We start from the raw sequence: 21,150 nt of genomic DNA on the forward strand, positions 1-21,150 counted from the left end.
CAAAGACACTTACCTCACGCTCAATTGAGAAACCCAGCAGACCAGAACAAGAGACAATGGTGAAACCATCCAAAGATGTAACCGCGGCCGAGCTTGCCATCCTGGAAAAGCTTTGGGAACACGAACGGGCCACTTTGAAGCAGTTGTCAAAGTGGCTTTACGGTGCCGAAACCCCCTCCGACATCGCGACAGTCCAGAAGCTGATCTCGCGTCTTGAAGCGAAAGGGTTCGTCGGACGTGATCGTGATTGCTGGCCGCACCAATTCTGTGCGATCGTCGATCGCGATGAACTGATCAGCAATCGGCTTCAAGCGACCGCTGACGAATTGTGTGACGGTACCATGGGGACTCTGCTAACCCACCTGGTTAAGTCCGCAAAATTCAATTCCCGCCACCGCAAACGCCTTCGTAAACTTCTGGACGACCTGGACTCCGAATAATGTTCTTGCTGGAGTTAGTTTTCGGAAACTTACTTCTAGCATCGTTGATCGCCGCGATTGCAATTTGTGTCGGACGCGGTGGTAGACGTGCGGCGCTCGCACATGCGCTGTGGGTATTGGTGTTCGTCAAACTGATCACCCCACCCATCATTTCGTTGCCGGTCCCGATCCCATTTCCCAGCCAAACCGCCGGGATCGCGAACCCGTCGCAATCCGATATCAAAATCGCACGGTCGGATTCCGAACCAAACGCGACTCGTGTTCACGAATCGGAAATTGCGAATAAGGACAGCGCCGGAGATCATCTCAACAACGAAAGTGATATCCAACTTGCTGCCAACTTGCCGTTAGGAACGGATGTCATTTCCACGGCTCCCACCAGCATCGCCGAGTATCTCTGGGAGTTCGGAAGCCGCGCTAGCAACTGGATCATAGGCATTTGGGCGATCGGGTTTCTTGTTATCGCCTGCCGCAGTCTCCTTCGGCTGATCCGATTTCGCCGCCTGATCGCGCAATGTGGACGTGATGATGAAGACGCAGCGGACATCGTTCGGCAATTCTCGTGTGGTCGTTTGACATCACGCTGGGGCACATCGCCACGCGTCATCCGCATTGATGTCCATGTTTCGCCAATGCTGTTTGGCTTTGCGACACGTCCAATGATTGTGTGCCCAGAAGATCTGTGGCAAGCGATGTCCGACGACGATCGGCGTGCCTTTCTCGCTCACGAAACGGCCCACTATTGTCGACGCGACCACTGGGTCCGATGGCTCGAATGGATTGTCTCATCAGCCTACTGGTGGTTTCCAGGAATCTACTTTGCTCAGCGTCAATTGGAACGCCATGAAGAGGCCTGCTGCGATCGACGCGCCGTAGAGCTGTTGGAAACGAAGCCTCGCCGATATGCAGAAGCTTTACTGCGAGTCGTCGACTTCATCAGTGATCACCAGATCGGACTTCCCGGTTTTGCGTCTGGGATGCAACCGACAGCGACGCTAGAGGAGCGTCTGCGTTTGCTGATGCGACAAGAATCTAATATGCCTGCATCGCGAGGGCTACGCCTTGCCAGCGGCGTTGTCTGTTCGGCGATGATCGTTGTTCATCCGCAGCTTTACGCGATGCCTCTGAATGAACGTCAAAATGTTTCAAGGCGATGGACAATCGCTTCACCCTCGTTCGAAGACGCTATCGAAACAACGGCTGCATCGAATGCCGATCCGATAGTCGAGGAAGCCGATCTACCACCTGCACCCAGCGGGTTTTGGAACCTCAAACCTCAACGGCGTTGGGCGAGCTTTACCCTTCAGACATCCGGCTACCACTTGCGTGCGATTTCAGGACGCGGGATCTCGATCAATGGCAATCGAACGCGTCTTACATTTAGCGAAGACCAACTGACAGCGATCTCTGAAATCTCGTCCACCGGTCGTGTCATCATTGGTGACCGACAAGGCAAGATCCGAATGTGGGATCTCGAAGCCGCGATGGCAGTCTCCCTTCTGGGCAGCCACCAAAGTGAAGTCACCAGCGTTTGTGTCGGAACGGATGGAGGTGTCTTTTCATCCGATTCCGCTGGCTCTGTGATTCGCTGGGAAATGCAGTCTGGACAAATGATTGGGCGGTGGACTTCCGATGGTGTGCCCATCCAATCGATTCGCCTTTCAGATGATGGGATGTTTCTTGCCGTCGTTTGTGGCGATTGGAAAATGCGAGGCGAGATCCCAACGCTACATCTATTGAACACTCAAACGCTCTCGCACCAAGGCCAACAAACGTTACCACAAGACGCCGCCTTGGTTCAGCAAGACGAACAACATCGCTGGTGTATCGTTCACTGGGATGGATCCATCACAGATCTATTTAGCGGCTCTCCGTTGGGAGCCATCGACAAAGTTCGTGTCTCCGCATTGCTGTTGTCTCAACACGCAAAATTCGACGTCGCCGAACCTACCGCCGACAACTAAATACCGAATCGGCTGATCGCAGTTTGGTTGGCTAAGAAACCCATTCGGCCCTTCGGTCTGATTCTTTTCCGTTTGCATCCGATACCCCAGGAAATTTGATGCGCAGTTTTCACTTCGCCGTTGCGATCGCAAGCTTGCTTGCGTTCGCATGCTCGTTTGCGACGCCCGGCAGAGCACAGAACACTTCGCCGAGCGAACCGGATGTATCTACAGGAACAGCATCGGTCAGCGGTCAACGCCATCTGACGATAGTCGTAGGGCTTCCTGGCGACCAAGTGCACCGAGAATTGATGACGGATGCGGCGATCAAGTTGATCGGTAGAACAGAGGAACAGCTTTCGGTCGCGTCAGAAAACCTGACGGTTCTGGCAGGCGATGCCGAAATGCAGCAAACCTTGTCTGAATTGCACAGCAACGTCAGCATCAGTACGGCCGAATCCATCGAAGAAACCCTGCACCACGCATCAGAGCGTTTGACCAAAAACGATGCGTATTGGTTAATCATGATTGGCCATTCACATCCGCAAGGCGTCGAAGCTCAATTCAACGTCAAGGACAAAGATTTCCATCAAGTAGACTTCGCGAAGTGGGCTGATTCAATTGATTGCTCTGAACAAGTCTTCTGGCTGACGCAGCCGCTGAGCGGGCTTTGGATCAAGCCAACGGCGAAGTCCGGACGTGTGGTGCTGACCGCAACGGAAGCCGATTTGGAGTTTACTGCAACGGAAATGCCCTACGCGTTGGCGGATATCCTAGCCGGTGAAAATGAAAACCAACCTCTTGGCGATATCGACGGTGACCAGAAAACAACTCTGTTAGACCTTTACCTTGCCACATGCATCGAAGTCACGATGCGTTTTCGATCGATTGATCGTTTGCAAACCGAGCACGGACAACTGGACGACAACAGCGACGGACGCGGCAGCGAAGTTCAAACGCCTTACCTTCCGCCAGAACCCGTCGAAGACGAAACCGATGACGAAGAGACCGAGGAAGAAGAGCCAACCGAGGATACAGAAACGGAAACTTCAGTCGGCATGGCCGCAAAACCAGACATCATCGAAAGCCGAAACCTGGATGGATACCGCAGCCGATTCATTTTGCTGAAACGAGATTAACCTCGATTCCAGAAACCACCAATCTGCTTTAACGCAGGCTCGATTAAGGAGTGTTCCGCTTTGGTTCAGCAATTCGCAGCCTGTCGAAAAACACCGAGTTTTGCCGACTTGGCGATACCCGCAGAGATGTTTGTTCGACGTCTAATGCGGGCCAGGTCAATGATCCGCCAGCGTGCGGTCTTTGGTACCCAGTGTGACGATCACCTTGGCTAACTGGCAGGGCAACTTGAGAACACTAATAAGCCAAAGGCATACTTCACTCTCGATTAGTGCTCATTAGTGAAGATTAGTGGTTGAAACCTGGGAACACAAATCAGAGCCGCTACGCATCTTGTCTAGGGCGAACACGACCCAGTGACCACTTGCTTTCGGGAGGGACAGATCGAATCGGTCGTCGCTCGTCGAAATTCACCAAGCGATCTTGGAAGCCATCATGACCGAGACTTGCCAGTTTCGGTTGACATTGTGAGTCCACGCATCAGTTGTCGCTGGAGAACTTATTGGCTCGGGCATAGAGTTCGGTGATGTCAAACCAAAGTTCTGTGCCGTCCGTGCACGTGATCTTGTCATAAATGTGACGATCTTCATGAACCAACGACTGGCTCTGAAGCTCTTTTTCCAAGAAGGCAAGTACGTCGTACTCGTCCATCGTTCGGGAGATCAAGTAAGGTGACGCTTGCGACCCTTCTCCGGTCGCCAGGATACCTTCGCAAATGGCCGCCGCTGTCATCCCCTCAAATTGACGACGCTCATTGTCACCCTGTTCTTCACAAACCTTTGCCATCAGCAAATGAGCGCGAGGGCTGAGAAGCAAATTACAACTAGCCTCGGATATCATCTTCGCAGCACGATCCCACTGTTTATCTTCCATCACATCAACGATATCGTTGATTTCATCAGAGTAGGGATCGAACTGTTCAGACTGCAAAAGCACTGTCCTGGCGTTTAAATACGTTTGGCGACAGGGCGATCGAATCAGCGATAAGAATTCTTCTTTCATCGGACGGGGGCAACGAAGAAAGGTAGCGAACCGGAAACATCAAAAAGGTCGACAACAAACGGCAACATATTTCGCTTCATCAAGACGTTGTCGATTGACCGGTTTTTAAGAACAACAATTCACTTCAACCAGGCAACCAAGTGGCCCGGCAAAGTGGAGTTAAAACCTTAGGTCAAAGAACCGTGCCCCTTAGTCCTACGTTTGATGAAAAACAAAATAGTGCCCGGCAGAATCTCGACCGCCTGGATCGCTGGGCTGTTCGTTCCACAGATTTTAATACCGCTTCTGTCGATATTGTGAAGGCTTTTGCCAAACAGCCAACATTCCCCACAACGTAGCGGTTTGATAAGCCCATGGGAATGCATCGACATGGCGTCTTTGCGACGAAGATAAACCGCCGGTACTTCCCAAATAGAAACAGCCGCACTGAAACCCAATACGGCTGCAATTCAATACGGCTGCAATTCAATACGGCTGCAATTAGCTTGTCGACTCGATCTAAATCAAATCGCTGTCTTCCCCCAAAGGCCTATGTTGGCAAAACGCCAGCATTGGAAAAAAGTGCGTGCACTCAATTTGAGAACACTTTCACACCTAGCTTGCACGTAGGCGTGTGCAGTCAGACCGCCTTGGTGACCTGTTGATTTCAGCTTTGGACGCTCAACAAGTCACCTTTACTCACGAACACTGAGGGGAAAGTACGCTACCTTCACTAAGCGGAGGGCGACGTTTAAAAACCAGCAGGCGATTAAGCCGCGAGTTTAGCTCCGGCGCGATAGTAGCCGGCAATCCCTTCGACGACCTGTTCTTGCTCCTCAGCGGTTAAGCTTGGGAAGATCGGCAGGTTCAAGATTTCCGCACATGCCCGTTCGGTCTCAGGCAATGTCGACGATTTGACCTTCAGATCGGCGTAGCATTCTTGGCGGTGAACCGGAACGGGATAGTAGATCTCGCTACCGATGCCGCGTTCGCCAAGGTAACTTCGCATGGCATCGCGGCGTCCGCCACCAACTCGAATTCCGAATTGGTTCCAAACGTGAAACGCGTTGGAATCGACGGTCGGCAAAACGATTTGATCCGGTCCAACCAACCCCGCATCACGAAGCAGTTCCATGTATCGCGAAGCAATCTTTTGACGCGATTCAACGGCGTCATCGAGGTGTCGCATCTTGATCCGCAATACTGCCGCTTGGAATGTATCCAGACGGCTGTTGATACCAACGGCTTTGTGATAGTAGCGCGGACGCATCCCGTGGCCAGCCAACAATCGCAATCGATCAGCAAATGTGTCGTCGTTGCTTGTCAGCATGCCGCCGTCACCCATGCCGCCAAGGTTCTTTGTGGGGTAAAAGCTGAAGCACCCGGCAACGCCCCAGCTACCTGCTGGTCGCGAATGATACGCCGCACCGATCGCTTGGGCAGCGTCTTCGATGACAGGGATATCGTGCTGAGTCGCGATTTGGCAAATCCGATCGATCTGGCAACACTGACCAAATAGGTGCACCGGGATGATCGCACGAGTCTTGTTGGTGATCGCTTCGGCGACGCATTCAGGATCAATATTGAATGTGTCTGGACAGATATCGACGAAGACCGGGGTCGCGCCCAGTCGTGTGATGCAGCTGACGGAAGCAAAAAAAGTAAAGCTCGGAACGATGACTTCATCGCCAGGCCCGATGTCGAGCGCCATTAATGATAGCAATAGCGCATCGCTTCCCGATGCACATCCGACAGCGTGTTCCGCTTGGCTGTGAGCTGCAACTTCTTTTTCGAGCTCAACAACATCGGGACCAAACAAAAACCGTCCGCTATCTACCACAGCTGCGAGAGCTTCAACGAATTCATCGCGATAGGGTTCGTTGTCGCGGTTGATATCCAATAGCGGCACATGGGTCGAGCCAGTCATGGGAAAGCCTTCCTTGCTTATTAACTGTATAGCAGTTGGATTGGAGATCATCGAAGTGTTTGGCTTAATCCGGTCCCAACCCTTCGATGCTTTGATTCGTTTGCGGGGAATCACTGTCCTTGATACCGTGCAATGCGATTTCGAGTCAATAGAAATGACAACGAATCGCATTCGCAAAACAGCCCATTCTGCCTAAAATTACTCGCAAGAATGCGGCAAATTGCAGCAACAACGCGACCGACAAAATTGGCGACCGAATAGACAGTCTGCCTAGAAAACCAACCACCAAAGATCAGCGACAACAGTGCCAGAGCTGCCCTTGAAAGTCATCGCACCAGTGTTGCTATTGGCGGTGGCCGATTCGGACTAACGAATCAAGAACAGAACGTTCGCCATCTGGTCTGGCGTTTCGTTCAAGCTGGAACCGTTCGGCTTGGCATCAGAAGGCAACCGAACCGGCTGACTCATTCCCATCGCGGAAACCATGCCGGCAGTTGCGGGGGTGATCGGTGCAAAGTCACGATCCGCGATTCCGGCTTGAAACAGTCCGAACGCGTCACTCTCGGGGTCTGCACTGACGAGCGGTATGCCAAGGCCTTCGTGACGAATCTTGGTGGGATCGGGAAGGCGGACCGCGTTGACCGCTTTCAAAATTGGTGCGTCATGCTGTGCGTGCAGCAAGCTGAACGAAACCGATTCGATGCCTGCACGATTCATCGCGAGTGCATTGATCAACTGATCCAACTTTTTCGCGGGCGACTCCAGCAACAAAACTTTCTGTTCGCTCTCAAGGTTGCCACCTTCGACATCACGCTCAACCGCAGCGGCCAGTTGATCATCGATAGGCCGGCTCTCGGCTAGTTCGAACTTCAGGGACGATGTCACAACATCGAAAGCGTTGTTCGCCCGACCAGACTCGGTCTGCCGAACTTGAACAACCAACAGCATGCTCAGCGGCCTGACCACGGCAGGAGCTTCAACTTTGGTTTCCGTTGCTTCCGTTACATTTGCATCCGCAACTGCGACATCACCAACCGAGGGCTCGCCCGTCATACCCTCTTCGCGATTCATGTTTGAACCAGTCGTGCCGCCGTCAACACTTGGGGTTTCGACATCTGCAAGCATCGAGTCGCCCGGCTCTTGAAGCTCCTCGTCGACGTCGACTTTGTCCTCGGTGGATTTATCCGCCGCCAACATAGGCGACGTGATGCCTTCACCAATGGCACCTTGGTTCTGTTCATCCGGTACCACGGTCGGATCAACAACGGAGATATCAGCTTGGTTGTCAGCGATCAAATCTGTTGGATCGGTTCCGGGCTGACGCATCAGAAATGCAGCAACCAGCAATGAAGCGGCAAGAGCGGCTATCGCAACGCCTAGCGTGCGCGGCGAGAAGCCGTTTTGTTTTTTTAAGATTGCAACGGGAGTCCGGTCAGCAATCATCAATGGGTGGCTCGGATCACCACCCTCTGCCTTGACACGTTCAATTGCGGAGGCGACAACGAGGTCAGCAAAGTTATCCGGAAGCTGGTAGCTGGTCTGGCTGTTTTGAGATGCAAGTGCACGAAGCTGGGAACGCTGATCGACCATTGATTCGAAGCGTTCTGCAACAGCCGAATCACTCTCAATCAGTTGTTCGGCGCGTGCGCACTCGTCCGAACTCGCCGCACCATCCAGGTACGCCGACAGCAGTTCGTCGAGAAGGTCGTCTGGTAAAGCCATAACATCCAGCCCATCATCGAGTTGCTTGCGAATCAGTTCGAAAGCACCGATCAAGAGGATAACGAAGTTTCATACCCTCGAGTCAAACCCAACCTTGAATCGATCGGCCAGCCGATCTGCACAGAGGTTGCTTGTCCCCAGGGGTATTTGTTCTCGGAAGCGGCTTCTAGTGAGGCGTGCTACTTCCGGTGTAACATTCGGATGAAAACGAAAGGCGAAAGTTCCCTTTTTTCCTGTTCGGACGTGGGAATCGAGCTTTAAACCGTGTTTTGAAGCCATTTTCCGTGTCAACAACGCGTTTTTTTGAGTCCATTCGGAACTGAGGGACTCCCCGCCTGATCCCTCCTGACTAAACCTCGCCAATCTTTTTCCGACGTTTGTCGCGACCGTAAAGTGAATCTCAACTCGCCAGATGAACACCCCCAGCCTGTGTCACAAGCAGGGTCTCAACCAGACTCGCTGATCTCAGCTGAAGAAACTGGCCGCCCTATCGACCAATCGGGCCCGGACGATCAGACGGGCCAAGCTATCCATGGACTTGCCGGACTTTCCCCCGGTCACGGTCCACCGAGTGGGATCCAACATTCGTCCGCATTGGATACCAACCGGCGTGTTTACGACCGAATGGCCAAGGCCGGCGATCCACTATGTCGCCCCGCAACCGACGAAGAACTTGCCCAACCGCTTTCGGTCGTCGACCAAGCGGGATGGCTTGGCGGTGATATCCGTGGAAAAGAAGTGCTCTGCCTCGCAGCCGGGGGCGGTCGCCAAAGCTCACTTTACGCCGCAGCGGGAGCTTCTGTGACAGTTGTCGATTTAAGTGGGGCGATGCTGGAACTGGATCGACAAGTCGCCTCCCAACGCGGCTTTTCGCTGCGGATCTTGCAGACTTCGATGGAAGACCTTTCCGGGCTTGGGAACGCCATCTTCGACATCGTGATCCATCCGGTTAGCACATGCTACGTGCCCAATATCCAACCGGTCTTTCGTGAAGTCGCACGGGTGACGAAGCCAGGCGGGATCTACATCAGCCAGCACAAACAGCCCACCAGTTTGCAGACAGGCTATGAGCGTCAGGGTAGTGGCTACCCAATCATGCACACGTACTACCGCGACCAACCGGTGCCGCCCCCGCAGACGCCAAACTCCGCATCCAAACGTTTGCGTGAATCAGGCGCAACGGAATACGTCCATCGCTGGGAACAGATCGTCGGAGGGATGTGTCGCGCCGGTTTCCTTATCGAAGACCTTGTCGAACCCGTTCATGCCAAACCCAACGCACCGATCAATAGCTTTGCCGACCGAGCTGGCTTTGTAGCGCCCTACGTCAGAATCAAAGCGCGGCGACGTGGTGACACAGAAACGCCAGAACGCAAAATCGTCTTGCTATAGCTCCCTTGTAAGCTACCGAAGCTAAACGTCCAGCTTTCGCCAAGCTGCGATTTGTTGATCCCGTCCAAGTTCATCCGTGATCGAATCCCAAGCGGACGCAACGCGATCAAGCGTCTGGCGTGGATCTTTATTGTCGGTCAAGCAAGCACGGATCTCTTGATCAAGGACTTGGTAATAGCGAGCACCACCTGACATCCAAGGCCCAGTAACAATCAAGCTGTCGGTTAGCTGCTCTTTTGCCCAACGGCCATATCCAGTGGTTTCACCTCCGACGGCAATATCGATTGACTCCCTCGTCGGCGACAACGAATCGGTCTGACGGTGTAATCCGGACTCTCGGGTCGCTCCCGAAATCCAACCGAGAAATTGCCGCGAAGCTTCTGTTTGCCGGCACCCGGTACTGAGGCAAGCCAACATCGTTTCGGGACCAAGCCACAAGCGTTTTGTTTCGGTTTCGATAGGGCATGACGAAGTACTCACATCAAACACATCGGTCCCGCCTTCGTTTTCGAGGCCGATTTGCAGTGTCTCTGCACCGATGCCACCGAGCAACTTGCCCTCGCGGACGCCCGCATAGACCTGCGTGGGCGTCATGTCCAATGATTTGTAAACCGCAGCACACTGCTTTAATCCTTCCAGTGCATCGACATAGCCGTCTTGCTTGATAAGCGGCGCAAGCGAAAGCCGATCGAACAACCATCCACGTTCGACTTGTCGGGAACAACGGTTCAGAAAACTTGATGCGGCCCAATGCTCCGCCAAAGGCTCGGCACACGATTCTTTGCCATCGTTGACCCATGTGAAATAGTCGTCCCATGTCGCCAACGACAAATCTGGATCGGTTGATAGAACTGCCAAGGGCTTTGCACCGGCGGCGACTCCCCATCGCGAACCATCATATCGAGCGGATGAATTATCGATGGCGATGTACGACCTGCCATACTTCGAATCGTATTCTGTAAGGATGTCGTCGTTGATATCGACGATCGCTTCGTTCTTGATTAGCGCTCCCAGGGTCGCTTGGGAAACGATGGCAACATCGCTGTTTTTGACCTGATCGATGATCTCCCCGAGACGACCGGGATCTCGACTGTTGACGCATGAGATCGAAAGCACTTGCTCGGCAGCGCTGCCGTAGGATCGCTTGATCGCCTCGGCCTCCTGCTCGGGCCCATCAAAAACAACACGAAGCGGTACGTCACTGCGAGCACTTGTCGAAGCAGACTTGGTAGCCGAATCGGGTTCTGACGAATTGCATCCGAGGATCGCCAGCGATGAAAGCACTCCCAGTGCACTTCGACGATTGAGGGGACGGTGACTTCCGTGGCCGAAGCTTTGCATCTTGTCAGGTGGGGAAAAAGATTGATTCGAGAGTGGCGATTTATCGATCGCGGGAAAACTAAAACACAAGCCAGCTGAGAATGCCCGAAGACGTAAAAAATCTCCGGCGGATCGCGAATTTCGGAAAAACAATTCGGTTCCGTCTGATCGACAAATGACGACGCAGGCTGCGTCTCGGTACGATACGCAATCTTACTAATTCCGGTTCGTTTCCTCCGCCATACGCTGCTGGCGATCGGATAACGCCCGATAAGCAATCCTTCCCCCCCTCCTCCTTCGGTTTTCAATATGAGTCACTATCTAGGAATTGACGTCGGCACCAGCGGAACCAAAACACTGTTGATCGATGAAAAAGGTGCATTGCTGGCGGAAGCCGATGCGACCTACCCGATGGAACAACCGAAGCCCGGTTGGACTCAGCAAGATCCGGACGACTGGTGGGCCGCGACCATCAAGACGGTCCACGCTGTCATGAAGAAAGCCAAGCTGAAGCCGCAAGATGTCAAAGCCATCGGCTTAAGCGGGCAAATGCACGGCAGCGTGTTCTTAGATGCCAACAACAATGTCATCCGACCGGCGCTACTTTGGAACGATCAGCGAACGGCCGCCGAATGTGAAGAAATTACAAATGCCGCCGGCGGACGAAAGAAGTTGATCAAGATGGTCGCCAACCCGGCACTCACCGGTTTTCAGGCCCCAAAGATCCTTTGGCTCCGCAATCAAGAGCCGAAAAACTTTGACCGCTTAGCAAAAGTTCTGCTCCCAAAAGACGAAATCCGACGCCGCCTGACGGGTGAGTTCTTCAGCGAGGTCAGCGACGCCAGCGGAACGCTGCTGCTGGATGTGGTTAAACGTAAATGGTCCAAGCAGCTTCTTTCGAAACTGCAACTTGATGCCGACCTGTTGCCCGAAGTCGTCGAAAGCGAACAAGTCACGGGAACGCTCACTCAAGCAGCGGCCACCGCACTTGGCTTGACGACTGATTGCAAAGTCGTCGGCGGTGCGGGTGACTGCGCCGCGGGCGCAGTTGGCAACGGTGTTGTCAAAAAAGGCATCCTCAGCACTTCGATCGGCACCAGTGGTGTAATGTTTGTCCATAGTGATGAACCACAATACGATCAGGCCGGCCGCCTGCACACGTTTTGCCATGCGGTCAACGGCGCGTGGCACATGATGGGCGTCAACCTAACCAGCGGCGGATCGCTTCAGTGGTGGGTCGAATCGATTCTACAAGGCCTAACTGGAATCGGCGAAAAAGACGCCTACGCCGCAGCGACCGCAGAAGCACAGAAAATCGCTGCGGGCAGTGGCGGCGTTGTCTTCCTGCCTTACCTCAATGGTGAACGAACACCTCACGCGGACCCGAACGCTCGCGGTTCATTCGTGGGACTGAATCTGACCCACACTCGCGGTGCGATGACCCGCAGCGTCATGGAAGGCATCACTTTTGCACTTCGCGACAGTTTAGAAATCATCGAATCGTTGGGCGTTCCCGTTAAAGAAATTAGGGCTTCTGGAGGCGGAAGCAAAAACCCGTTCTGGCGACAAATGCAGGCCGACGTGTTTGGCAAAAAGATCACAACACTGAAAGTCGAGCAGGGCCCGGCGTACGGCGTCGCGCTGTTGGCCGCGGTTGGGGATGGGGCATACAAAGACATTCAATCGGCTTGCAAAGCCACAATCGAAAAAGCGGATTCGACCAGCGTTGATCGCAAAGCGGCTGCGGCATACGACAAACTGTTCCCGGTTTACCGCAAACTTTACAGCGACCTTGCTGATTCGATGCACTCGCTAGCCGAACTTCAATAAGGTTCAATGTAGAAAGTGGTCAGGCTTGGCAGATCCGCTCTACAAGCCTGCACTGGCCACCGAATCAATCTTCTCTATTCGATTTCCCCACTGGCCAAGCATGAACCAACAAGTCGATATCAAACTGAACGATTCGGTTGCGACCATCGTGATCGATCGCGCCGATGCGTGTAATGCGTTAAACGCTTCTCTGATCCATCAGTTGATCGAAGCCTTCGGTGATATCCATCAGGAGAAGAAAGTGACAGCGGTGGTCCTCATCGGCCGAGGCGATCACTTCTGCAGCGGCGTCGACCTAAAGGAATTCGCCAAGATCACTTCACTTGATCCGATGGACGCACATCCGGAATGGTTTGATGCTTGGCAGCAACTGACCGATCTTTGCGAGACACTGCTGCGGTTTCCTAAGCCCATCATCGCCGCGATCGACGGTGCGGCAATCGGTGCCGGACTCGCGATCGCACTTTCCTGCGATCTGATGGTGCTGTCGCAAAGGGCAAAGCTCGTCGCCAATGCCGCCCATCGAGGCCTCATCGGTGGACTGACCGCGCCATTGCTGGAATTCAGATTTGGTGCCGCAATCGCTGCTCGCTTGCTGCTCTCCGGAGACGCGATCGATTCCGAAGAAGCTTACCGGCTGGGCATGTGCTGCGAGACCGCTTCGGTCGATCAGATTTGGGTGCAAGCTAACGACCTTGCAAAACGATGCGGACAAGCACCGCGTGAATCGGTCCAAGCCACCAAACGAATCCTAAACGAAGCGATCGGTGAAACCTTGCTAACAAACTTAGCCGGTGGTGCGGCAACCGCCGCCACACTTTGCAACACCGAGTCGGCATCCGAAGGCATCAACTCGTTCGTCGATAAACGTGAACCGCAGTGGCCCTAAAGCGGCGATAGAAACGGCGCCTTGATGGTGACGGTGCCGCCGATGGCAACAGTGCCGCTAATGTCATCATGCCCACCTATTGCGGTGGGCAAGCAATTTACCGCGACCCGCTGCTCCGTTTAGTAGCGGAGCAATGCGGTTCCCCACGCAAGTCCGCTTCCGAATCCGCATAGCAAGACATAGTCGCCTCGCTTGATTTTCCCGGCCTTGAACGCCTCATCAAGAGCCAAAGGAATACTGGCTCCCGACGTATTGCCGTAACGATCCAGATTCACAAACACCTTGTCGGCAGACACGTTCAAGTCGGAAACCGCCGAGTCAATGATTCGCTGGTTGGCCTGGTGCAGAACAACCAACGCAAGTTCTGATGACGTGATACCGGCTTCACGCAGCACATCTTTTGCGCTCTCGTCAAAGACACGAACCGCCCATTTAAAGACGTTTCGGCCGTCCATCTGAAGATACTGCAACCCGTCTGCTTTTGCCTCTTCGGTCAACTGCATACGAGTCCCACCGGCTGGGATGCAGAGCATTTCGCCACCGCAACCTTCGCTGCCCAGTTGATATGCCAGAATGCCAGCGGGACCGGCGCCCTCGCCGACGGACGCTTCATCGTCATCAGGACCTACGATGACAGCTCCTGCTCCGTCGCCAAACAACGGGTACGTTTTTTTATCATTCGGGTCAATCAATCGGCTCATCAAATCCGCGCCGACAACCAAGACTCGTTTTGCATTTCCGTTGGCAACGAATTGCGCCGCCGTGGTGAACGCATACATAAATCCGGCGCACGCGGCACCGATGTCCATCGCGGGTGCAAACGCCCCCAAGCGTCTTTGAAGATGACACGCGGTCGATGGCGTGAAATGATCTGGAGTGATGGTCGCAACTAAGATCAAATCAATCTCTTCGATCGACACCGATGCGTCTTCCAGGCAACGAATCGCTGCTTCGTAGCAAAGGTCACTCGTCGCTTGATCGGGTGTCGCGTGCCGACGCTGCCGAATCCCTGTCCGGCGGACAATCCATTCACTGTCGCAACCTAGCTCGGCCAAGTCTTCATTCGTAATGAGGTTGTCTGGGACAAATGCTCCCGAGCCGATTATTCGGACTCCCGGTACCATCCCCATTCGGCCACGCGCTGCTTTGACATCCGTCGCTTGCTTCTCTTGCAAGCTGTCCTTGGTCTCGTTCTCTGAATTCATTTCCGCAGCAGGCGGGTTCTCGTGAAGGAGTGTTGATTGATCTCGCATCAGGCAAATACTATCCAAGGCAACAATCGAATGAGGGCTGACGAAGACCTGAATCGATGCGATCGCACCATGCAGTCGGAATAACCGTGCAGTCGAATATGACCGTGCAGCGGAATCAACGGTACGTCGGAATCATTCGAGTCGAATAGGGCGTCGGCGGACCGACAATTTACTTGGCCGGCCTGCGCTGAGGCACATTGACCGATGTCTACGTCGGTTCAGAGTATAACGAGAGCAACGTCGGAGCGTCAGCCGAAACGTGTTGCATCACCATCCGGCCGAAATTCCCGCCCCGCTAAGGCGGATTGTCTTCCCCTCTTGCCTGTTCGTGCGAAGTTGTCAAAACGAAACAAGTTCATCATGGGGACCGCCTTCACACTTGCCGTCGCCGCGGTTTGGATCGCTGGCTTCCGACTAGGCTCCACCCTGCCCCCCCCAGCGAGCGAACACAAGCTAGATCTGCCTGCTGACGAGCCAGACCGTCGCAAGGGTGAATTGGAACCGGCGAGCCCGCCAAAACGCTTTGCAGTCCAAGGCGATTCGATGTCGCCGACCCTGAAAGATGGCCAGCAGGTGACGCTCAGTTCAGACGCGCGTCGACTTTCCACGGGTGACCTAGTCGCGATCCATCACAACGGTGCTGACCATATCAAGCGCATTGCCGGACTTCCCGGCCAAACAATTGACCGAAAGAACGGCAGACTTCTAGTCGACGGCATCCGGCTAGAGGATCGATTGAATTCGCTTAAGCCTCTTATTTCGCATCCGCCGAAACTGCTGACCGTTACTCAAAAACCAGACGACTGGTTTGTATCGAGCGAGCAACGGTGGTTGGTTTTGCGTTCCAAAAATTCGCACCAAGCCGACTACCCTTCACCGATCCTGGACGACTACCCGGAAAACCAAAGCGTGCGTCGCACTCTAAACGCGGTCGACCGCGTCATCCTTCGGCTGGACTCCCAATTCGATGGACGCCATGTCTTGTTTCACTTCGAAGGCGTTGCCACATCGACTCAGTTAGTCGACGGCGGAGCCCAATCACGGTTTGCAACCGCACCACCAATCGAATTGCAGCCGCCTGCAGAACTCAGCGACAACTGCCCCATCGCCATTGAGTTAGGCTCGAAGGTCGAGGCCGACAAGGTTCGCAAACGGCTGACGATCGAGCGGGATATCGAATACCGCGACGATGTTTCACGGCGGAAAGTCAACTATCCAACGACACTGAAGGAATCGGAGTATTTCGTCGTCGGAGATAACGTTCCAATCTCGGTCGATAGCCGTGATTTTGGGCCTATTCATGCGGACGCGATCTTTGGCCAAGTGATCAAACTCCTCGACTCACGATAACGCATCGTCATTGGTATAGCAGACTTCTTCGACATCACTCATCGGCACGACGAAGCGTGCCGGGTACATTGCTCATAGTACCCGTCACAGTCCCTGTGACGTCCGGGCGTTGGTTTTGCTGGGTGGGGTTTGTGGGAAGTCGGCACGACGCAGCGTGCCGGGTACTTTGCTCATAGTACCCGTCACAGTCCCTGTGACGCCCGAGATACAACAGCAGGCGGCACGACCTAGCGTGCCGGGTACTTTAGGATGACTTTTCGACTGTTGCTCGAAGTACGCCATGGAAACTCCCCAACCCCGCTGAACTTCCGGGCGCTCTTGACCTGAGTGGTGCGAATTTCTTATCGCAACCGCATGATGGCCCCATCGAATCCCGCCGCTCGGTCTTGCCTCCGACCTCGCCCACCCTGTTTCGATAACAGGAGCGGTGCGCGTATCACAGCATGCATCCGCCCGATCGTCATTCTTGCCGCTGCCTTGTTGATGCTCATTTCTGGATGCCGAGTCACCGCACCTGTTCACCGATGGCAAGAACCGCAACTCGGCTCGACCGTTGCACAAACAGTGTTGTTGCCCGAAATCGTTGGCCCCTCTGAAACGGCGCGGTCACTTCAAAAACGATTGATCGACGCGACACCGCGCGATGACGGACGCGCGTTCAAACTCGTCAGCCTTGATACGTTAGAAAACGAAACGCTGGCAGAATCGGCTGCACAGTCAGAGACTCCATCTGGTGAAAACTCGATTGCGTTGGTTTCCCATCAGGAACAGATCAAGAGCGACGTTTCACTGCTGCCACTGGCGAAAAGCCATGATGTGCAATACTTGTTGCGTGGGGAAATTCTGACTCAGCGGAGAGCGATTCCTATAGACCAGGTCAACGAGCGTCTAACCGTGTCGTGGTGTTTGACACCGATCGCTGGTCACGAAAAAGAAAATCCCGGCTCCCCTGAAAAGCTCAATCAAAACGGGACACCGGTCGTTGTCACGTTCGATGCGGCCATTGAAAAGTACCCTGACCTTGCATGGCTGAATGATCGGCAAGCGGTGCTGGAGATCGCAATGGTCCGCGAAACCATGGCATTGATCGCTCCCTCGATCCAACGCGATCGGCTGCGCTTAGACACACCGTGGATCTCACCGGGAAGCCTGCACACCTTCCTTGGGAACCACTACGCATCGACAGGGCGCTGGCCCGAAGCGGAAACGCAATGGCAAAAAGCGTTGCGATGGAACCCGCTTTCAACTGCCGCGATGCACAACCTTGCGATTGCCAAAGCAGCCAAACAAGACTTCTCGGCCGCTCGCCAATTGGCAAAACGAGCGATTCTTTTTGCACCAACCAAACGCCACCAGAGAACCGCGGTCTGGGTTGAAACCGCACAACGCAGCTATCACGAAGCGTTTGCGTTGGGTACCCCCGCAGAAGGCTGGTCGGTGACACGTTCGCCAGCTGACAACGTGCAAAACTGAGTCTACAGAAACGCCGCTTTCGCCGATTGGTATCAGAAAGACGCGAGCGCCCATCAGCCAATGAAATCAGAGAGCGTCAAACTCTGTCGCTCTCGTCGAATGGCTAGACTTTGAAGCGACTACTTTGGTGAGAAGCTCTTTGCTTCATCCGCGTCAACTGGCGATTCCGAGTCATCTTCTTCAGCTTCGGCTTGGCCGTAGGCTTCAAGAACGGTTTTGACGACATCGATCAACTGATCCAAACGGAACGGTTTATACAAGCGAGCCTTGGGGTGCAAACCATTCTGCAACGCGTTAACGATCGAGTGACCGGGATCGTAGCCGAACCCTGTCATCAAGATCATCGGGACCGGGTCGATTAGCTCTTTGAGCCTCATCATCAACTGGAACCCGCTGTATTCGGGCAGTTTGATGTCGCTGATGATCACATCGTATTTGTTTTCTTCACCGGCATCACGCACCATCGGTACGGCCTGAACAGCTCCACGAGCCGTCTCGACAACACAACCATATCGTTCGAGCAAGCGGTGAGCGTCCTCGCGAACGGTCGCATCTTCGTCGACAACCAGAATACGCTTGTCGCGTAGCAAAGCGTGTTCGTTGGGCGAAATTCCAGGGGGGACCGCCTCCAGGGGCGTCATCCGTTGTCCGATCTGCTGAATCGTCTGCTTGATGTCGCGAGCATTTTTCAAGATCCGCCGAATGCGATCGACCATTTCGGGCGAGTGCCCAATGTAGTCTTCCATCACGTTGACGGCGTCATTAAGAATTTCGTCGACCGGCATCGCGACCGCACTATGAATCGCGTTGCAGCTCTGCTGTGCAGTATCAGCCTTTTGAGCGACCAGCAATTCCAGCGTGTTGAGTGCGTAGCTGATATCGCGGGCAAAGATTTCCAAGAACTGCAAATCACTTTCAGTGAATGCGGCGACTTGAGGACTTTCGACGTTGATCGTGCCCAAAACTTGATCATTCAAGATCAACGGTACAGTGAGCGAACTGCGTGAGTTCGCAACGCCAGGAATGAACAGCGGATCGTTGATCACGTCATAACAGAGGTAACTTGTACCGCTGGAAGCTGCGTAACCCGTGATTCCATTGCCGTGTGGGTGAGCGTAAAGCTGGCGATCGGCAGCCTCTTGATCGATTCCGACGCTCAACAGAGGCAATAGGTGCCCTGTCGCCTGCTCCAGCAAGCGAATCTCGATCACGTCGAAGTTCAAAAGGTCCTGCAGGTAATGGCGGATATTGTCTTTAAGAAGCTCGATCCGCTCATCGACGCCCATCTGAAAGATTTCGCTGGGGCGAAGGTCAGCCAACTCACGACCGGCACGGTGGATTGCGGCAAGCTTTTGCTGCTGCAGTATCTCTTCGGTAATGTCACCGACAGTAATCACGAGCTGCGTCGGTGGGGAATGATCGCCAACCGGAGCGGCACGGACTTGATAGTAGCGACCACTTTCGGTTTGAAATGTTCCGCTGCTTTCTTCGCCTGTCGTGAAAGCCGTGTGGAAGGGACAAAGATCCGAACCGAGGATCTCGGGATTGCCCATCATCCCGTAGATGGTGTCGCCAACCGGATCGATGTCAAGTTTGTCAAACCAGCGACGCAAGCGACGGTTCGCCCAAAGCACCCGGTTTTTCTGATCCAGTAGGGCTGCGCCTTCGGGAAAGTCACGCAGCATCAAACCGCTTTGACAAAGCCCACGAAGCTCGCCTAACTCAGGTAACAGATTTCGTGCGATCCACACGCCTTCGATACATTGATCGGAAAGCTGATCCAGCACCGTTGCCGAAGAATCCAGGACCAGAACGTCCTCGGAGCTATAGCCCTGAGGCAAACTGGACATCTCGCCCACGCAGATAAGCCGTTTGTTACCGGCTTCAGCCTCCGTCGGTGCAGACTGATCTCCTTGACTGAATTGATTATCAGCATCGAAGGAGGATGTCGATTGTGTCATTTAAGACGCCTCTGACCACGCGACACAACGTATGGAGCGGATGGGATCTCTCGAGCCCGCCTGCTCGGTTTGACCAATGATCGGACCATTCATCCACTGCTGTTCATCGGCAACCACTCACCTTGAATGATAAGAGAAAACGGCTGACGATACACCTTTACTCGGTAGCGAATTTGTTCCGGAACACTCATAGCGCTACAGTTTTCAATTAAGAGCGGTTTGCGTCCTTTCATCTGCCGCTAACTAAACGACAACAAGCTGCAAAAAAACTCTTAACCCAATTCGACCCGATTCGAGGCCCAGACAATTTCGGTTAATCCGTACGACGAGGCAAACTCAACTGCAACTTGAGGGCCGGATTTATTCGGCCTCGCGTCTAATTGAAGTGGTTTTAATCACTGGCGTTTCAATAACGAAACCGCTCCCCAATACAGCGGACCACGCACCGACATCGCAGATTTACCGCAGTTTTGAGCTCGTTGGTCCACCAAAGTCAGACCGCCTCTCGCTTCAATACGGTTCCAAATCTGAACGTCGTTCAGCTCCAATCAAGTCGAGTGCTAAGGGCTGCCGCTCATCCACTGAATGAAGCATCTTCGCCAATCTAGCAAATCGGTGCGGTCCGCGTCTGCTACGTGAAAAGCCTCACCGCAAAGTATTCGCGGGCACGTCCTCTCATCTCAGTTGCCGCCCTCGAAAAATTGGCAAACAGGTTTTCGAACCACGGTTGCCTCAACCCACGAGAGCACAGCCAGCTGATTTCCCACCCGTCCACGAAAACGCGAGAAAGTCCCCCACGCTCAGCGACCAGGCATGCTGGAAACACAGGGAACGCGGGAACCACGGGGCAACTGGGGCCGACCAAGAACTGGACTCAATCAACAACAGCGTCCTAGCCGCGGTTGAGTGAATTGCCTGAACCCAACACGCATAACCGACGCTAACGCGTTTCGGCTGATCAGAATCACGCAACACTGAGCCGTGTTGGCGCTAGCCACGGTTGAATGAGTTTGACGCCGATTAAACCTCCCCACCTAACCGCACGCTGGCGCGTTGCGGCTGATCGGAATCACGCACAATACTGAGCCGTGTTGGCGCTAGCCACGGTTGAATGAATTGCCAAAATCCAACGCGTCCAACAGGACAAACGCAATTCGATCACGCTGGTCTCCTTTCGACCAAGCATGAACGCTGACCTTTCAGCCCATCGACTCGCTCGATCGATGCGGCAATTTCAGAATCGGCCAATTCCCAAAAAAAACAACGCAGGCGTCATATCGCCATCGTGGTGTTTCACGCGAATGAATTGATGCTTCCTTGAATAAAACCGTGCCAATGGACGGGATTTCTGGAAAGTTTTCGCGTTGTGGTGCGACGAAGCTGGCCCGCCATTTGTTAACTGCGAGTGTGCAGGTTGGGCAAAACTGTCAAATTGCGAAAACTGCTTCTTCTGTAATGTTGACAGCGCATATGGCAGGTCTAAATTCAATGGTCTGGGCAACACCCCCAGACCTTGCAATCGTTGCATTTTG

General features: G+C 53.9%; 15 protein-coding genes. 8 read left to right on the forward strand and 7 right to left on the reverse strand.

The annotated features are described in order from the left end of the window. The first annotated feature begins 56 nt into the window (after positions 1-56). The 3 genes from LOC67_RS26015 (at position 57) to LOC67_RS26025 (ending at position 3,522) form a co-directional block, all read left to right on the forward strand. Complete coding sequence (locus LOC67_RS26015) at positions 57-440, forward strand: BlaI/MecI/CopY family transcriptional regulator (RefSeq protein ID WP_230265776.1); 384 nt, start codon at positions 57-59, stop codon at positions 438-440. Positions 441-445: 5 nt separating this feature from the next. Next, positions 446-2,404, forward strand: a complete 1,959-nt coding sequence (locus LOC67_RS26020) for a M56 family metallopeptidase (protein WP_230265777.1) — start codon at positions 446-448, stop codon at positions 2,402-2,404. Positions 2,405-2,502: 98 nt separating this feature from the next. Next, a complete protein-coding gene (locus LOC67_RS26025; protein ID WP_230265778.1) occupies positions 2,503-3,522 on the forward strand; it encodes a hypothetical protein in 1,020 nt (339 codons plus the stop codon). A 478-nt stretch (positions 3,523-4,000) separates the two neighbouring features. Here LOC67_RS26025 and LOC67_RS26030 read toward each other — a convergent pair whose 3' ends face one another. The 3 genes from LOC67_RS26030 to LOC67_RS26040 all read right to left on the reverse strand — a co-directional run bounded on the left by LOC67_RS26030 (position 4,001) and on the right by LOC67_RS26040 (position 8,150). After that, positions 4,001-4,522 (reverse strand): DUF4919 domain-containing protein, encoded by a 522-nt coding sequence (locus LOC67_RS26030; protein WP_230265779.1) that lies wholly within the window; start codon positions 4,520-4,522, stop codon positions 4,001-4,003. Between the two features lie 748 nt (positions 4,523-5,270). Continuing rightward, positions 5,271-6,428, reverse strand: a complete 1,158-nt coding sequence (locus LOC67_RS26035; RefSeq protein WP_230265780.1) for a DegT/DnrJ/EryC1/StrS family aminotransferase — start codon at positions 6,426-6,428, stop codon at positions 5,271-5,273. A 366-nt stretch (positions 6,429-6,794) separates the two neighbouring features. After that, positions 6,795-8,150, reverse strand: a complete 1,356-nt coding sequence (locus LOC67_RS26040) for an anti-sigma factor family protein (RefSeq protein ID WP_230265781.1) — start codon at positions 8,148-8,150, stop codon at positions 6,795-6,797. 393 nt (positions 8,151-8,543) lie between these two features. Here LOC67_RS26040 and LOC67_RS26045 point away from each other — a divergent pair, with 393 nt between their 5' ends. Continuing rightward, on the forward strand, positions 8,544-9,542 hold the full coding sequence (locus LOC67_RS26045) for a class I SAM-dependent methyltransferase (RefSeq protein WP_230265782.1): 999 nt from the start codon (positions 8,544-8,546) through the stop codon (positions 9,540-9,542). A 21-nt stretch (positions 9,543-9,563) separates the two neighbouring features. Here the strand turns inward: LOC67_RS26045 and LOC67_RS26050 are convergent, their stop codons facing one another. After that, complete coding sequence (locus LOC67_RS26050) at positions 9,564-10,826, reverse strand: hypothetical protein (protein WP_230265783.1); 1,263 nt, start codon at positions 10,824-10,826, stop codon at positions 9,564-9,566. Positions 10,827-11,171: 345 nt separating this feature from the next. Here LOC67_RS26050 and xylB point away from each other — a divergent pair, with 345 nt between their 5' ends. Then, positions 11,172-12,692: a xylulokinase gene (xylB, locus tag LOC67_RS26055; protein ID WP_230265784.1), complete on the forward strand. Its 1,521-nt coding sequence runs from the start codon at positions 11,172-11,174 to the stop codon at positions 12,690-12,692. 100 nt (positions 12,693-12,792) lie between these two features. After that, positions 12,793-13,581 carry an enoyl-CoA hydratase/isomerase family protein gene (locus tag LOC67_RS26060; protein ID WP_230265785.1) on the forward strand — a complete coding sequence of 263 codons (789 nt, stop codon included), beginning with the start codon at positions 12,793-12,795 and terminating at the stop codon, positions 13,579-13,581. 119 nt (positions 13,582-13,700) lie between these two features. On the opposite strand, the gene LOC67_RS26065 is transcribed toward LOC67_RS26060, so the two are convergent. Continuing rightward, positions 13,701-14,711: a beta-ketoacyl-ACP synthase III gene (locus LOC67_RS26065; protein ID WP_410001180.1), complete on the reverse strand. Its 1,011-nt coding sequence runs from the start codon at positions 14,709-14,711 to the stop codon at positions 13,701-13,703. Positions 14,712-15,194: 483 nt separating this feature from the next. Here LOC67_RS26065 and LOC67_RS26070 point away from each other — a divergent pair, with 483 nt between their 5' ends. Together LOC67_RS26070 and LOC67_RS26075 are read left to right on the forward strand one after the other, a co-directional pair. Continuing rightward, a complete protein-coding gene (locus tag LOC67_RS26070; protein ID WP_230265787.1) occupies positions 15,195-16,184 on the forward strand; it encodes a S26 family signal peptidase in 990 nt (329 codons plus the stop codon). 483 nt (positions 16,185-16,667) lie between these two features. Continuing rightward, on the forward strand, positions 16,668-17,657 hold the full coding sequence (locus tag LOC67_RS26075; protein ID WP_230265788.1) for a tetratricopeptide repeat protein: 990 nt from the start codon (positions 16,668-16,670) through the stop codon (positions 17,655-17,657). A 119-nt stretch (positions 17,658-17,776) separates the two neighbouring features. On the opposite strand, the gene LOC67_RS26080 is transcribed toward LOC67_RS26075, so the two are convergent. Then, complete coding sequence (locus LOC67_RS26080; protein WP_230265789.1) at positions 17,777-19,618, reverse strand: response regulator; 1,842 nt, start codon at positions 19,616-19,618, stop codon at positions 17,777-17,779. A gap of 1,234 nt (positions 19,619-20,852) precedes the next feature. Beyond that, positions 20,853-21,146, reverse strand: coding sequence for a hypothetical protein (locus LOC67_RS26085; protein WP_230265790.1), 294 nt, complete (start codon positions 21,144-21,146; stop codon positions 20,853-20,855). Positions 21,147-21,150 lie beyond the last annotated feature (4 nt).

Origin of the sequence: Stieleria sp. JC731, assembly GCF_020966635.1 — a bacterium.
In the GTDB taxonomy this organism is placed as follows: Bacteria; Planctomycetota; Planctomycetia; order Pirellulales; family Pirellulaceae; genus Stieleria.